The 14,636-nt window shown below is 48.0% G+C and carries 17 protein-coding genes; 3 read left to right on the top strand and 14 right to left on the bottom strand.

Annotation, left to right across the window (positions count from 1 at the left end):
* Positions 1 to 39 precede the first annotated feature (39 nt).
* A complete protein-coding gene (locus ABMB67_RS16910) occupies positions 40 to 360 on the bottom strand; it encodes an ArsR/SmtB family transcription factor (RefSeq protein WP_354572793.1) in 321 nt (106 codons plus the stop codon).
* A gap of 318 nt (positions 361 to 678) precedes the next feature.
* Between ABMB67_RS16910 and ABMB67_RS16905 the strand changes: the two genes are divergently transcribed.
* The gene (locus ABMB67_RS16905) at positions 679 to 900 is read left to right on the top strand and encodes a hypothetical protein (RefSeq protein WP_251224986.1); all 222 of its coding nucleotides are present in this window, start codon (positions 679 to 681) and stop codon (positions 898 to 900) included.
* Between the two features lie 100 nt (positions 901 to 1,000).
* On the opposite strand, the gene ABMB67_RS16900 is transcribed toward ABMB67_RS16905, so the two are convergent.
* The 5 genes from ABMB67_RS16900 to ABMB67_RS16880 all read right to left on the bottom strand — a co-directional run bounded on the left by ABMB67_RS16900 (position 1,001) and on the right by ABMB67_RS16880 (position 6,489).
* On the bottom strand, positions 1,001 to 3,133 hold the full coding sequence (locus ABMB67_RS16900; protein ID WP_354572792.1) for a serine hydrolase domain-containing protein: 2,133 nt from the start codon (positions 3,131 to 3,133) through the stop codon (positions 1,001 to 1,003).
* Positions 3,134 to 3,455: 322 nt separating this feature from the next.
* Positions 3,456 to 4,139, bottom strand: a complete 684-nt coding sequence (locus tag ABMB67_RS16895) for a hypothetical protein (protein ID WP_354572791.1) — start codon at positions 4,137 to 4,139, stop codon at positions 3,456 to 3,458.
* A 104-nt stretch (positions 4,140 to 4,243) separates the two neighbouring features.
* Positions 4,244 to 5,113, bottom strand: coding sequence for a YitT family protein (locus ABMB67_RS16890; protein ID WP_390189247.1), 870 nt, complete (start codon positions 5,111 to 5,113; stop codon positions 4,244 to 4,246).
* A gap of 30 nt (positions 5,114 to 5,143) precedes the next feature.
* Positions 5,144 to 5,569 (bottom strand): DUF4181 domain-containing protein, encoded by a 426-nt coding sequence (locus ABMB67_RS16885; protein ID WP_354572790.1) that lies wholly within the window; start codon positions 5,567 to 5,569, stop codon positions 5,144 to 5,146.
* Positions 5,570 to 5,655: 86 nt separating this feature from the next.
* Positions 5,656 to 6,489 carry an SDR family NAD(P)-dependent oxidoreductase gene (locus ABMB67_RS16880; protein WP_354572789.1) on the bottom strand — a complete coding sequence of 278 codons (834 nt, stop codon included), beginning with the start codon at positions 6,487 to 6,489 and terminating at the stop codon, positions 5,656 to 5,658.
* A gap of 111 nt (positions 6,490 to 6,600) precedes the next feature.
* On the opposite strand from ABMB67_RS16880, the gene ABMB67_RS16875 reads away from it, so the two are divergent.
* Positions 6,601 to 7,566: a helix-turn-helix transcriptional regulator gene (locus ABMB67_RS16875; protein ID WP_354572823.1), complete on the top strand. Its 966-nt coding sequence runs from the start codon at positions 6,601 to 6,603 to the stop codon at positions 7,564 to 7,566.
* Between the two features lie 57 nt (positions 7,567 to 7,623).
* Here the strand turns inward: ABMB67_RS16875 and fabF are convergent, their stop codons facing one another.
* Positions 7,624 to 8,859, bottom strand: coding sequence for a beta-ketoacyl-ACP synthase II (fabF, locus tag ABMB67_RS16870; protein WP_354572788.1), 1,236 nt, complete (start codon positions 8,857 to 8,859; stop codon positions 7,624 to 7,626).
* Between the two features lie 114 nt (positions 8,860 to 8,973).
* On the opposite strand from fabF, the gene ABMB67_RS16865 reads away from it, so the two are divergent.
* Positions 8,974 to 9,831, top strand: coding sequence for a helix-turn-helix transcriptional regulator (locus tag ABMB67_RS16865; RefSeq protein ID WP_354572787.1), 858 nt, complete (start codon positions 8,974 to 8,976; stop codon positions 9,829 to 9,831).
* A gap of 31 nt (positions 9,832 to 9,862) precedes the next feature.
* On the opposite strand, the gene ABMB67_RS16860 is transcribed toward ABMB67_RS16865, so the two are convergent.
* The 7 genes from ABMB67_RS16860 to ABMB67_RS16835 form a co-directional block, all read right to left on the bottom strand.
* Positions 9,863 to 10,831: an AraC family transcriptional regulator gene (locus ABMB67_RS16860; protein ID WP_354572786.1), complete on the bottom strand. Its 969-nt coding sequence runs from the start codon at positions 10,829 to 10,831 to the stop codon at positions 9,863 to 9,865.
* A 14-nt stretch (positions 10,832 to 10,845) separates the two neighbouring features.
* Positions 10,846 to 11,658 carry an oxidoreductase gene (locus ABMB67_RS16855; RefSeq protein WP_354572785.1) on the bottom strand — a complete coding sequence of 271 codons (813 nt, stop codon included), beginning with the start codon at positions 11,656 to 11,658 and terminating at the stop codon, positions 10,846 to 10,848.
* Positions 11,659 to 11,886: 228 nt separating this feature from the next.
* Positions 11,887 to 12,492: an alpha/beta hydrolase gene (locus ABMB67_RS16850; protein WP_251225197.1), complete on the bottom strand. Its 606-nt coding sequence runs from the start codon at positions 12,490 to 12,492 to the stop codon at positions 11,887 to 11,889.
* A gap of 91 nt (positions 12,493 to 12,583) precedes the next feature.
* On the bottom strand, positions 12,584 to 12,820 hold the full coding sequence (locus ABMB67_RS23460; protein WP_390189243.1) for a VOC family protein: 237 nt from the start codon (positions 12,818 to 12,820) through the stop codon (positions 12,584 to 12,586).
* Between the two features lies 1 nt (position 12,821).
* On the bottom strand, positions 12,822 to 13,013 hold the full coding sequence (locus ABMB67_RS23455) for a VOC family protein (RefSeq protein ID WP_390189240.1): 192 nt from the start codon (positions 13,011 to 13,013) through the stop codon (positions 12,822 to 12,824).
* 31 nt (positions 13,014 to 13,044) lie between these two features.
* On the bottom strand, positions 13,045 to 13,656 hold the full coding sequence (locus tag ABMB67_RS16840; RefSeq protein WP_354572784.1) for a flavin reductase family protein: 612 nt from the start codon (positions 13,654 to 13,656) through the stop codon (positions 13,045 to 13,047).
* Positions 13,657 to 13,661: 5 nt separating this feature from the next.
* Positions 13,662 to 14,618, bottom strand: a complete 957-nt coding sequence (locus ABMB67_RS16835; RefSeq protein WP_354572783.1) for a ring-cleaving dioxygenase — start codon at positions 14,616 to 14,618, stop codon at positions 13,662 to 13,664.
* Positions 14,619 to 14,636 lie beyond the last annotated feature (18 nt).

Below are 14,636 nucleotides of genomic sequence, written 5' to 3'. Positions count from 1 at the left end.
CGTACTTTTTCAGCAGCTTCGCAATTTGTCTTTTTCAGTTCATGTATGCCGGGCATGGTCAATCGTTTGCTTTAACAAATCGATGACATGCTTATCGTCATGGGAATAATAAATCGTCGTGCCCTCTCTCCGAAATTTCACCAGGCGGGTATTCTTTAATAAACGAAGCTGATGGGATACAGTTGATTGTAATAACGAGAGCTTTTCAGCGATTTCGTTGACAGAATGTTCGCCTTTTAATAATAAGTGAAGAATACGTAACCTTGTCGGATCCGAAAGAGCTTTAAAAGTTTGTGACACGATAAAAAGCGTTTCCTCGTCAAGCGACATGTTATGAATGTCGTTCTCTTTTTCTTCCATTCGCGAAAATCCCTTCTTTCCTGCTCCTCAAAGCTTATTTCGCTCACAACCAGCAAATTGGCCATTATACATTAGGATAACCGATGTTAATCTTTTTTTCGATCTTTTTATCCTGCGATCGATTTTCCTTTTATTCCGCTAAATTCCCTTCTCAGGGCATGACTTTATGCCATTGAGTTTTTCGCTCAACTTAAGACTTTTCGATCTCCCAGAGCACCAGGTTCCCTAAGGAATTAAACACCTGTCCTAATTGATTCGCCGTTTCAATGAGACAACCAGCAGCATTTAATGTATAAGCTTTCCAAGGAGGTGATCAACATGGGCAGATGTCCTCGACCAATTGTTTGTCCTACGCAGTATGTAGTCAACGATCAATTTCTTCGTCGTGAAGTTCCTGTTATCCATCCGGTTGTATTTGTCAACCGTCTCAATATCTTTGATGTACCACGTCATATTACTGCACCAGTGCGTAAAGATGTTGTAATTAACCACGGTTTCAGACCTTATGGCCCCGGAGCTTTTGGACCTTATGGTCGGTAAAGAATCGTTATCTCAGCGTCAAAATAGTTAATCATTTTGGCGCTGGCAAAAGAGAAGGCTGGAAAAAAGGTTGTTTTCACCTTTTGCCCAGCCCCTCGAATCAATCAACAATTGTTAATGACAACGCCCGCATTGCCGCTTCTGTCACAGGATCAAGCTCTGCTTGCTCGTCGCTTTGATCCGGGGCCAGTTCATCGGCAATCATGTAAGCCGGCACGGTTAAAAGCGACCATAAAATTGCCGCCTCTTCCTCATTTGTTAATGGTTTGGTTGCGAGATAATCCGCTCCGCTGTCCCCGACAACGACTTCGGGACCGTGATAGCCAAAGGCGACCATCATTTTAATAGCCGGGAGCGCCCATTCACTCACTTCCCCCGTTACGACAATATCAGTAAAAAGCTGATCCGGAAATTGCTCCCGGTAGCTTCTCCATAGCATCACGGCCGCTTCTTGCCGTGTAATTGCCTCATCAGGTCTGAAATTTCCTTGCCCATCCCCGTTGATTAACCCTAATTCAAAGGCCATCTGAATATAGGCGGCGCTTGGATGTCCAGCAATGTCGTTGAAAGCGAGCTGGTCTGTTTCACTGCCCGGCAGGTTGCTGATGACAAGAATGTTTTCGATGAACGAGGCTCTCGTCACCGGGCGTTGCGGGTCAAAGGTTCGAACCGCGTCATTTGGATAATAGGCTAATGACTGGAGCGGGAAAATATAGTCGGCATACGGATGATCTTCAGAAATATCACTGAATCCAACTGGCTGTTCCCCTTTTTGCGCATAGCCTAGCGGATTCAAGTTCGGTTCACTCAAATAGCTGACATCTCCAGCCTCATTTCCTTCAAAGCCAATCAATTGATTGGTTAATGAATCGACGAACAAGCGCTCCTCGACTTGAATAAGCGGTCTTGGACCGAGGAAGCTGTCGGAAATCGTTAATGCCCCATCCTCTCCCAGAGCGACTGTCGAGATCAAGATATTCAGGCGCAAGTCCTGATAAACGCCGGTAAACGCTTCAAGCTCATCTTGCGGCAGCGGCTCAAAGTCATCGAAATCGGCCGGCGCCACATATTGCGGGAAAAATGTACTCATGAATTGGCTATAAAACAACTCCCGTAATGCGCCGTTTTGATTGTAGGTCAAAAAGACACCGGTCTCCTCATCCGGAAGCATGAACAAATAGGAGCTAAAGCCAGTTAGATCCCCTGCTTTCGTAATGATGCGGCTGCTGCTGCCGGCTCCAGGAAGCTGCATCGGCGCTTCAAATCCGTATGTCGTATTCGGGATCAGCGGGTGAATGGCAGATTGATAGGTTTCCATCAGATTGATAGACTTTTCCGATAAAAATTCACCTTCGTCTGTCTTTCCGCCTTCAAGAAAACCAATCATAAACTTCCCAATATCCTCTGCAGTTGAAAGCATTCCGCCGTGTGGCATGATCGTCGGTGTCACGGTGTAAAGCGGGATTTCTCCACCGAGCTGGTCATAGCCTGTTGCCAGCTGCCCGATCATCCGGTCACTTAATTCATAGCTGCTGTTTTCCATCCCAAGCGGTTCAAACAGATGCGTTTGCATATACCGCTCAAATGGCTCTCCACTTACCTTTTCGACAAGCAGTCCTGCCAGGAGGGAGGCGAAATTATCATACATATACGAAGTGCCAGGCTCCCTGACAACAGAAGGCATATGCTCGTGAACATAGTCTTCCATTTCTACGATTCTTGTAAAATCCTCGTGTAAATCACTTGCCTGTGGATCACGAATTTCAAATCCTGTCGTATGAGTCAGCAAATGCGCCACAGTGACAGGGGTGGCATATGGATTCGCAAACTGTAGTTCCGGTAAATATGTACGAATATCCTCTTGAAGGTCAATTTTCCCCTGCTCGACAAGCTGCATCACCGCAACGGCCGTAAATGATTTCGAAACAGACGCGACTCTAAAGACCGTCTCTTCCGGATCAACAGCTGTTTCCGTCGCTTGATCAGCATAGCCGTATCCTTTCTGTCCAATCACCTCGCCGTCTTTCACAACAACGACCGAGGCGCCAATATAATGGGGCTGAACTTGTTCAGCGGCAAAAAATTGCTCAAGAAATTCATTCAAGCTTTCCTCTGTTAATTCGCTTCCTTCCGTTGATGTTTGTGCCGCTGCACCTGGTGCTACGCTAAGCGACAGCAAAGCCAAAACGAGCAGCACCCTCAGGTAAACTGCAGCAGTGTAGCTTTTTTTCATCGTCATTCCTCCTTATTCCATCATATACCAGAATATACGGACGAGATGACGAAAGGTTGCAGGTTAAAAGGTTTTTTTTCATCTTTTTCCTAGCGCCTAAGCTCTGTACGGAACCACCACGAGAGTTAAAGCCCGTTGTGTGTCGGATTCTCACAACGGGCTTATGGTGTATGATATGCTGACAGGTTTTGTCTGCCCCTTCCTTCTTTGAAGCATGAGTGGAGTCAATACCTTCCTCAATTCTTCCTTTCCTTACTGCTGAGAATGTTTATCCTTTCTTATAATCCGGTGGCGGACTCTCAGTTCAAGAGATCTGAGCGTGCTAAATCGTCCATTGATCCTGAATCATTCCGACGAGATACCATTGACCGTTCCACTTTTCAAACGCCATAATCAGGCTCGCCCAATCCATTCCCGCCAGCTCCTCCGAGCCAGGGAGATGAAATTCAACAAAATGAGCGTCAGGATACACCTCATCGGCATTGTGAAGCGTATTTCCCCTCTCGGTAAGCTGATCGAAATGGATGTCCTCAGCCCGGGCGAAATCTTTTTGATAAAGGAACCGTTCGTAGTATTCCGCCGGCGTTAATTCAATTGCGTGCCCGCTGCCGTCATACGTCCCCCAGAAATACACTGTTGAATCGTTCATCATTTTACTAACGCATTCCGGTGTGAAACTTCGATGAGCCTTTTTTACATAAGCATAGGGAGAAAAGCGGACACCCTTTTTCGGATGGACATAATCCGCCACAGTGGCGAAGTCTTTCTCAGCTAAAGCGTCCACGACCGTTTTGGCGTGCTTTGTAATCAATTGTTCTTCTGTTTCACGCGGCAGTGAGACCGATTGACGCGCTTCCTCGTCTCCCGCCATGCTTTGCCGGGCAAGAAAGCCAGATGCAGCCGGCGCGTACTCTGCAGCGATCACCGTCAGACCCGGTCCAACGATGAACAGGCAGGCGATGCCAAGACTCATCATTTTGCACAAAATTGGATTGACGTTTTTCACCGTAACCACCCTTTCAAAAGCTCGATTCATTAGTTTTCCTGTTTCCATATAAGACGCCGGAAGCAGGGAAAAGGTGGCAGCCAACGTGCGGATCGCTGTTTTTCCTAATGAATATTCCGCTTTTTGAAATTTCCACCCTTTACTTCAGCGACGTCATACACCATGACGAAAGCACGTTCATCAATTTCATGAATAATCTCTTTCATTTTGCTGTCTTCCAAGCGATTAATGACGCATGTAATTTCTTTAAACTGTTCATTTGAATAGCCGCCTTGCACGATATTGTACGTGGCGCTGCGGCCAAGGCGGTCACGAATCGTTTCGACCATTCGTTCAGGCTGACTTGTAATAATTTTAAACGTTTTTGAACCGCTCAATCCTTCTTCGACGATATGGATCACCTTTGAGGCGATATAATAGGCGATCGCCGAGAGAAATGCTCCCTGCAGACCAAAAACAGTCGAAACGAAAATAAAGACAAACATATTTAAAAACAAAATTAAATCACTTGTCCCAAAAGGCAATTTCCGCGAAAGCAGAACGGCCAGCATATCAATCCCGTCTAACGCCCCGCCGTTTCTGAGGGCCAGTCCCATGCCAAAGCCAATAATTATCCCGCCAACAACGGTAACCAAAAGGGTGTCGCCTTCAACGATCGGCGGAATATGATGCATCATCGTCGTTCCGGCGGCAAGCGAAACAATTCCGATCACGGAATAAATGGCAAAGCTTTTCCCCATCTGTTTATAGCCTAAAAACACAAAAGGGGTGTTAAGCACGGCGATTAACATTCCGAGGGGGGCTCCGCTTAGCTGTGAGCCGACGATGCTTACTCCCGTCACCCCTCCATCCGATACGCTGTTTGGAATTAATACTGCTTCCAATCCGTAAGCCGTAATAAAGGCACCAAGAATTACCGCCACGGCCCGTAATACTCTTTTTAGTCTGCGTTGCTGCTTTTGTTTGCTGCTCACCATTCTCTCCCCATTTCTTATTTTAACCATCTAGCCAAACCAGCCGAAGAACTCCGTTGAAATTAACACAGTAAATAAAAGAGCGAAAAAGACGAGTTCCCCGGCCGTAGCCAGATAAGCGTTGCGATTTTCGGCATACTTCCATTCCATAATCACCTGCACGACACCAGGGATAAAGATAACGAGAAGAAAGGGAAAGGAAGGCCCGAACAACAAGCCATTTTCCATAGTAAGCGTGATGATAAGCCAGATAATAGTCAAAACGACCGTGATCCCCCTGGTTATCCAATCTACTTTTTTATGCTTTTCATTCACATGCTGGTAGGAAAACCATTTTGGCTTTTCAACGTTCAACCATTTTCTCAGCAATGTTTGAAACAAAAAAATGAAAATAACAGTAACAGCAAGCAAGACGAGCAGTTTGATAACAAAACTCGCGTCAATCCCACTATACATCAATGGTCCCCCTTTCCGAAAAAGGTAGCATGACTCTGCTTCATGTCATGTAATCATAACATTTATTTCCTTTTCATCGAGAACCATTATAGTATAAACGGAGGAATATAGCGACCGTCAATATCGGTAAACTGGTACTCTTTCGCCAAGTCACCGACTTTCACGACCCGCCCGCTTTTTTTCATCACATCAGGATCCATCGCCAACGCTTTAATGCCCCGCCCAACATAGTATGGTGTTTCCGATGCCTGCAATTCTTTTATTTCCTGCCAATGCGCTTCGTCAGTCTGGAAATGCTGCAACACAAGCTCGGTTCGCATAAACCCCGGAGATACAGCGACCACGGCAATGTTATCCGCTTTTACTTCAAGCGATAATCCATATGCCATGCGAATCAGGGCGTTTTTCGCCAAATCGTAATAAAACTGCCCGGTGTATTTATCATTATCCCAAAAAGTCGTATGAACAATCAGCGCTTGATTATTCTCACGCAGCAATGGAAGCGCAAAATGATTTGTCGCCAGCTGGGCCCGGACACCTGCGTTAAACATCGTATCCCAATGCTTCAGCGGCAATTCCCAGAACGCCCCAGGCTCCACACCAAGGTCATGAGCGCCCCAGACGTTATTGACGACGATGTCAAGCTTTCCTTGCTCACGTCGAATTTGTGCAATCGCTGCTTCCGTTTCCGCATCGTTCGTATGATCGCAACGAATTGCGCTCGCTTTGCCTCCGGATGCTTCAATCTCAGAGACGGTTTCATCAATCGTCCCCGGCCACTGATTCGTTGTATTCCCGCTCGTACTGCGCCCCGTCACATATACGGTCGCTCCGGCTTTCCCCAACTCAATCGCGATCCCGCGGCCTGCTCCTCTGCTTCCCCCTGTGACGAGCGCTACTTTTCCGGTTAATTGTTTCATTTGTTTCATCCTTTCCTCGTTGAAGTTCTTTCATTATAATGACCCATTGTTGACATCTATTGTCATCTTTCCTTAAATTAAATGTAGCGAAAATCAGAAAGGGTGAGTACAATCAGAGCGGACCGTTTACTATCGATCCTTTTACTATTGCAATCTCAGCGCCAACTAACCGCAAAAGACCTCGCGGAGAAACTCGAAGTTTCCAAGCGGACAATTTACAGGGATATGGAAGCGTTAAGTGGCATTGGCATTCCGGTATTTTCTGAGCGCGGACAAAACGGCGGCTGGTCATTAGTAGACGGCTTTCAAACCAGCTTAACAGGGATGACGGAAACAGAACTACGTACGCTGCTTGTTTCTCCTTCTGTTCAGTTGCTTGATGACCTCGGGCTGACTCGCTCTTCCGAGGAAGCGAGGCAGAAACTGCTCGCTTCCCTGCCCTCGGCCAATCGGGAAAAGGCGAAGGATGTCTGGAACCGTATTCATATTGACACGAGTGGCTGGCGTCAACGAAAGGAAAAGGTCACAGCGTTTGATGTCTTGAAAGAAGCCATCTGGAGCGATTACAAATTAAACATCATTTACGAGCAGGCAGACGGGAAAACAGCTGAACGGGTTGTTTCTCCACTTGGACTCGTGGCGAAGGGAGAGCGCTGGTACTTAATTGCACAAAAAGATAATGGCGCCATCCGCAATTACAGAGCCTCGCGCATTCATTCCGCGGCCTTGGCTAACGAATCATGTAAACGGCCGGAGAACTTTGACCTCGCCAACTACTGGAAAGCATCGACAGCCGCCTTTCTGGCAACATTGCCGACATATGAAGTCACCGTTGAGGTGACAGCGGCGATATGGCCCAGGCTGCGTTACAGCGGGCGGTTCGTTCGCGTCGTCGAGCTTGGAACAGAACGAGAGCAGGATTGGATTCCCGTCAAGCTCTCTTTCGATACGAAAGAAGAAGCAAGAGGATATATTCTCGGATTCGCCGATCAAATAAAAGTAATTGAGCCAAAAGAACTGATCTGTGACATTCTTCAGCAGGCCGAAGCTGCCGTCGCCTTTTATAAACAATTATAAAAAAGCGGCTGAAAAAGTGAAACTCATCCTTTTTCAGCCGCTTCCTCTTTGGACTCTCTACTCAAATTTTTTTAAAATAATCGTGGAATTATGACCGCCAAATCCAAATGAATTGGATAGGCCAATGGAGAGCGCCGCCTGCCGCGCTCCTTCTGCGACATAATCTAAATCACAGCTTGGATCCGGATTTTGCAAATTAATCGTTGGGGGAATGAGATTTTCCTGCAGACTTTTGACGAGGGCAATTGCCTCGACTCCTCCTGCCGCGCCGAGCATGTGGCCGAGCATCGACTTATTGGCTGTGACCGGGATTTGATAGGCTGCATCGCCGAACATCTGCTTGATCGCCTTCGTTTCCGCCAAATCACCCGCCGCTGTACTTGTCGCATGAGCGCTAATCAGATCAATATCAGCCATGGCTACCTTCGCTTTTTTCAGCGCGCGCTTCATCGCTAAATAAGCGCCCTTTCCTTCAGGATGCGGCGCGACCATATGATGAGCATCCGAGCTGGCTCCGTAGCCGATCACTTCAGCCAAAATCGGCGCCTGGCGTTTCAACGCATGCTCATAGGATTCCAGCAGCAAAATGCCTGCTCCCTCGCTCATCACAAAGCCGTCTCTGTTCGCATCAAACGGCCGGCTGGCGGCCTCCGGCTCCTCGTTTCTCGTTGATAGCGCCTTCGCATTTCCGAAACTGGCCAACGATAAATTCGTAATCGCCGCTTCCGTCCCACCGGCAAGCATCATATCCGCATCATCGTTTTGAATCGTATGATAGGCTTCTCCGATTGCTGTATTGCCGATTGAGCACGCGGTTACCGGCGACATGGACGGCCCATGCGCGCCAAACCTCATGCTGATTTGCGCCGCAGCCGCGTTGGCGATCATCATCGGCACAAGCTGCGGACTGACCCGTCCGGCCCCACGTTCATTTAATAGATTGACATTGTCTATAAACGTCTGAATCCCGCCAATTCCTGAGCCAACAAAAACGCCAAAACGCTCACGGTCAACCTCTTCCGGCTCGAACCGTCCCGCCTCCAAAGCGGATTCAGCTGCTGCGAGGGCAAACTGCACAAACCGGTCGAGCCGCCGCGCTTCTTTTCTTCCCCAGCGTGCTTCCGGATTGAAGTCACGCACAAGGCCGGCAATTTTTGTTTTCAAGTCAGCCACATCAAACGTATCAATCGGTGAAATGCCCGATTTCCCTTCCACTAAGTGCTTCCAAAACGTATCGACATCATGACCAAGGGGCGAGATGACCCCCATCCCGGTAATCACAACTCTTTTCATTTCCCAGCCTCCCATTGCGTTTTCTTTAGTTTAACGTGCTCTCATCCTATTACAAGTTGTTATTTATCATAGTATAATAAGTACTATCATAAGCAAATGGGGGAGGGAGCGACGATGAATCGTGAAACGAGACTCCAAGCATTATCTGATTTTTTAAAAGGAAAACGGGCAAAGCTGAATCCGCAAATGGTCGGACTGCCAACAGGCATTCGCCGCAGAACTCCAGGATTGCGGAGGGAAGAGGTTGCCCAACTGGCAGGCGTTAGCACGACGTGGTACACATGGCTTGAGCAGGGACGGGACATTCATGTCTCCACCTCTGTATTAGAAGGTATTTCAGCGGCATTGCAACTGAATAAAGACGAAAAAAAATATTTGTACGGCTTGGCCCTGGATGAAGGAACGGAGCGCCCCGCTCCCGCCCCGGAAGAGATTCAGATCAGCCCCCCGCTGCAAAAGATTCTACAGGAGCTTAGAAACTGCCCTTCGATCATCACCGACCGCCGTTGCTTTATCGTCGGCTGGAATGAGGCTGCGGCCAATGTGTTCCTCGATTTCGCCCAAATTCCACCAGCGGAAAGAAACTTGATCCGGCTGCTTTTTGCACGCAAGGAATTCAGAAGCCTGGCAGTCAACTGGGTCGAATTCGTCAGAGGGTTTATCGCGATTTTCCGGACGTATTACGGGCAATATGTTGCTGATCACTGGTACATTGATTTCATTGAAGAAATGGAAAACGACTATCCGGAGTTCCGGCAATTGTGGAATGAAAGCGAAGTCAGCTCGGCCCCGGACATTCAAATTGAATTCCGTCATGCCAAGGCCGGGAAAATGGTTTTCAATCTGACCTCTTTGCAAGTCCAGGGCCATCATGATGTACGATGCAGTGTCTACACCCCTGTTGAAAACACGGGAACCGAGAAGAAGCTGAAGCGCTTGATGAATGGAAATGACCTTGCCGCAAAAGGCTGAGAATGGCCTTTGCGGGACAAGCTTGTTACGACTAGCGAGGCAATCGGTATTCAGAAAGTGTTTTTCCCGTCCATCTTTTGAAAGCACGGACAAATGAATTCGTGTCCGCATACCCAAGCAAGTAGGAGATGTCATCTGTCGTCAAGTCGGATCGCTGCAAATAATGAAAAGCTAATTGCTGCTGCACTATTTGAAGCTGCTTCTGGAATGTCGTATTTTCCGCCGCCAAATTCCGCTGCAGCGTCCGGACGCTGATTCCCATTGATTTGGCGACATCTTTGACTGTAAAACTCCCGGTCGGAATCGCTGAGAATAATTTCGCCTGAACGTTTTGCGAGAACGTTTTTTCCGTGGAAACCTGATAAAGTCTTTTCGTAAATTCCGGCTCTAAATACCCCCACATCACATTGTTTTCCGTAAGAAAAGGCTGCATCACATCCTCTTTCTTAAACACGAGCCGGTTTTTCACGTTTTTCGTTCCACTTACCCCGAGCCACTCTTCGATTTTCGCTCCATATGAATACGGACCTTCAATCATAAGCGGCATCACGTTTTCTCCCGTCCCCGTCCGTACTAAACTAACGAGCAATAATTGCTCTGCCAACAGAGCGAACCGGGGGAGCTCCTGATTTACTCGGACAAATGAAAACGTAATGCTCAGTGTTTGTCCGGTCTCGATGACATTCATTTCCATTGGACCGATCAAACGTTTATATTTCTGGAGCCGCTGAATGCCTTCATATCCATTTTTTGCTGTCAGTGCCGCAAACAGTGGCGGGATAAACATGTTGAGGTTTTCAATTTGACTAAAGACGACGAGCTGCTCATCTGTTAACAGCTGATCAAGCTCCTGAAGCAAATTGACATAGTCAAGATCACTGATCGTCAGCGTATGCTGCCAGCGTGCATCGGCGATATTCGCTTTTTTCTGCAGAGCATCGATTGAAATTCCCAATGATTCAATAAACAGTTGCATTTGTTTTGTCATCGTTATTTTCACAGCTACGCCCGCCCTCACAACATATTTTTCACCAGTTTATCATAAACGTGGTCAGGGAGAAGTCTTTTCATCAAAAGAATCGGCTTAGCGCCAAATCCGATTAAATAGCGTGTTTTAGGACGTTTTCGGTCAACAGCCTTCGCGATTACTTTTGCAATCCTTTCCGGCTTTGAAAGCAGGTTAGACGTGTATTGCTTCCTTATACTTTCCGCTGTTTTGACCGCCATTTCCTCATAGGCGCCGCCTTTGCCGCTTGCTAATAGATGATCGGCGGCGATGCTCCCCCATTCTGTTTTGATCGCTCCTGGTTCAATTAATACAACGTCAATCCCAAATTCCGCCACTTCCATCCGCAAGCAGTCGTTGAACCCTTCCAATGCAAATTTCGTAGCGTGATACCAGGCTCCAAATAATGTCGTGATTTTTCCGCCGACAGAGGAAATCGAAATAATTTTTCCCGCTTGTTGTTTTCTCATCACCGGTAAAACGAGCTGTGTTAAACGGGCAACGCCAAATAAATTCACCTCAAACTGTTTGCGTCCTTCTTCAAGAGAAACATCCTCGACTGCGCCATACGACCCGTACCCTGCATTGTTGATGAGCACATCTATTTTCCCTTCATTTTCGATGATCATTTTGACACAGCTTTCCATCGATTTCTCGTCCGTCATATCAAGCTCAACAGGAATGACGCCCCACTTTTGCAATGGCTTCATCCTTTTCACTTGGCGGGCGGCGCCGTATACTTTGCACCCTCGCTGCGCTAAAAGCTGCGCTGTCTGATACCCGATCCCGCTGCTTGCTCCTGTTAGTAAAACGACTTTCATTGTTCATTCCTCCTTTTACTATCTCAAAGTGTAATGGAATTCGGCAGCGTTCACGACAGCTTTTCGTGCCAAATGACAGGCAATTGGCGCCATCTCCTGCTGGAATAAAAGTAACTAGAAAAAGGGGAACTCGTACTTTTTCAGCAGCTTTCAGAGAAAAGCGGGGGTGACAAACATAAAGGCGGGCCAAAAGGTAGAAAAAACAACCTTTCGCCCAGCCCTAGCTCCCTACGATAATTGCTGATACCACTGAGCGGCGGCTTCCACTTCAGCGGCGGTTAATTGATGACCGCGATCCTCCCAATGAAGCTTGACCGACGCATTGGCTTTCTCCAACAATGCCTGCAGTTCAGTCGATTCTTCCGACGCACAAATCGGATCATTTGTCCCGGCGGCGATGAAGATCGACGTTCCGCTCAAGTCGGGCAGCTCGATTCCTCTTCGCGGCACCATCGGATGGTGAAGGATCGCCGCTTTCAACGCATTTTGATAGTGAAACAGTAAGCTCGCGGCGATATTCGCTCCGTTCGAGTACCCGATCGCGATCACATTTTGCCGGTCAAAGCGATACTGCTCCGCTGAATCATCAAGAAATTGCTTTAGCTCCGCCGTACGGAAAATCAAATCTTCCTCATCAAAAACGCCCTCTGCCAATCTGCGAAAAAAACGCGGCATGCCGTTTTCCAGCACATTCCCCCGTACGCTTAGCACAGACGCATCCTCATCAACCATTCCGGCTAGCGGCAGCAAATCCTTTTCAGTTCCACCTGTTCCGTGCAGCAAAAGCAGTGTCGGCTTTGACGGATCTTTTCCTTTTTGAAAAATATGTTTCATCCTGTTTAGCTCCCTTCCCATTTCCGAATCGTAAGCGGAGGTAATCTTTGTTCCAGTTCTTCTCGTTTTTCTTCCAGTCATGCAGGCAGCATCAGCCTCTCACCAAGCTTATCCATTTGCTCATCAACAGCAAAACCCGGGGATAGTCAGTGGCGATTTCGAACAAAATGCCACCATCCTCATGAAAATAAAGGGATGTAAAATAAGTGCGGTCATGAACCTCCGTCGGATGATAGCCTCTGTCGTCAAGTAGCGTCCGCCAGTCATTCAGCGCATCTTCATCCCAGGCAAGATGATGAATCGTGCCGGCGCCCATCAGTCCACGCACTTCAGGCGTCAGCTTGATGGAAAAAATGTGAGAATGCTGCCGGGATCTCCTGTCTCATTTCCAAAATAAAGATGATAGCCGTCCGGCCGGGCATAACAAGCCTTACTCCTACTATCCCCGCATAAAAGGTGACCGTCCGCTGTGCATCGTTGACCATTGCTGATATGTGATGAAGTCCCGCCATTTCTAGCATCATACCCACTCCCGCTCCATTCAGACGACGATTATTGCGGTCGTTTCAGCGAAAACATCTCGCCAATCTTCGCATAATCATGCCCGGCCAAGCGGCTAACAGCGCCCAAGCCGTGCGGATCAATTCGGCCGTTTTCATAAATTTCTTCCGCTATATGAAAGTGGACAACCTTGCCGATGATGAAGTCACAGCCTGTCGTCCCCGCCTCTCCTTCAAGCTCCAGCCGATGTTCCAGCACACACTCCAGCCTCATTTTTGCTTCTTTCACGCCCGGAACGGCAAGCTTTACGCTATTTACCGGTGTCAGCTTTGCCAGCTCAATTTCACTTTGATCGGACGGCAGACTTGCCGCTGTTTGATTTACTTGCCCAACATTTTGCTGATCAACAAGATGGACGACAAATTCACCAACAGCTTCTATGTTTCTTGCTGTATCCTTCTGCTTCCCTGCCATCCGCTGAATCGCCAATGAAATCCGCGGCGGGCTTGATGAGACAACATTAAAGAAACTAAACGGCGCCCCATTGACCGTCCCCTTCGGCGATCGTGTCGTCACAAAGGCGATCGGCCGCGGAACAACACCGCCTGTTAACAGCTTATAATTGTCTTTCTCACTATTTCCTGCTGGATCAATTGAAAGCAAAACGATCAGTCCTTTCGAAAAATGAAATCTACCTGCCTCACGTTAAATGGTAGCACAGTTTGTTCGATTTTCTCCCGGTCGGGCTCATACTGGGCAGGCAGCATTAATTTCTCGCCCATCGTCTCGAAAGACTCGTCATGGGCAAAGCCCGGCGGATCAGTGGCCATTTCAAATAAAATGCCGCCATACTCCTTGAAATAAATCGCGTTGAAATAATGACGGTCCCGTACCGGCGTGACCCGATATCCGGCGCGTTCCAGCTGCTTCTTCCACTCAAACTGATCCTCGTCATTAACGGCCCTCCAGGCAATATGGTGGACCATCCCTACTCCGATTTGTCCCACAGGGGCGACGCTCTTTCTCAGATCAATGATATTGCCAATTTCAGCAGTTGAGCGGAAACGAATGAATTCTCCCTCTTCAGCTGCTTTTTCCAGTCCCATCTCACACTCAAGCAATTCGGCTGTCCGCTCCGGCTGCTTCGACAATAACGTCGCGCCGGCAAATCCTTTAATCGCGACCTCCGGAGTGACGTCGCCAAACTGCCACGTATTGCTCGCACCTCCTTCTCTTTCCACTAATTCTAATTGAAGTCCATGCGGGTCTTCAAACTGTAAATACAGTTCGCCAAAGCGTACCACTTTAGAAAAAGCAATGTTGAACGCCTCAAGTCTCTTTTCCCAAAATGCGAGCGCGCCCTGCGGCACGGCAAACGCCGTGACACCAACCTGTCCCGCGCCAATTTTTCCTCGACGGGCATTCGGCCACGGAAAAAAGGTCATAATCGTTCCCGGATTCCCACCTTCATCGCCAAAGTACAAATGATACGTCGCCGGATCATCGAAGTTCACTGTTTTCTTTACTAAACGCAGCGCTAACACGCCCGCATAAAAATCAACATTTTCTTGTGGATGGCCGACAATCGCCGTGATGTGATGAATCCCTTTTGTTTTTTTCGGCATACCTGCTCACTCCAATTT

Origin of the sequence: Halalkalibacter oceani, assembly GCF_040544555.1 — a bacterium.
Taxonomy (GTDB): Bacteria; Bacillota; Bacilli; order Bacillales; family Bacillaceae_D; genus Halalkalibacter; species Halalkalibacter oceani.
This window is presented reverse-complemented; position numbering and strand designations above follow the sequence as displayed.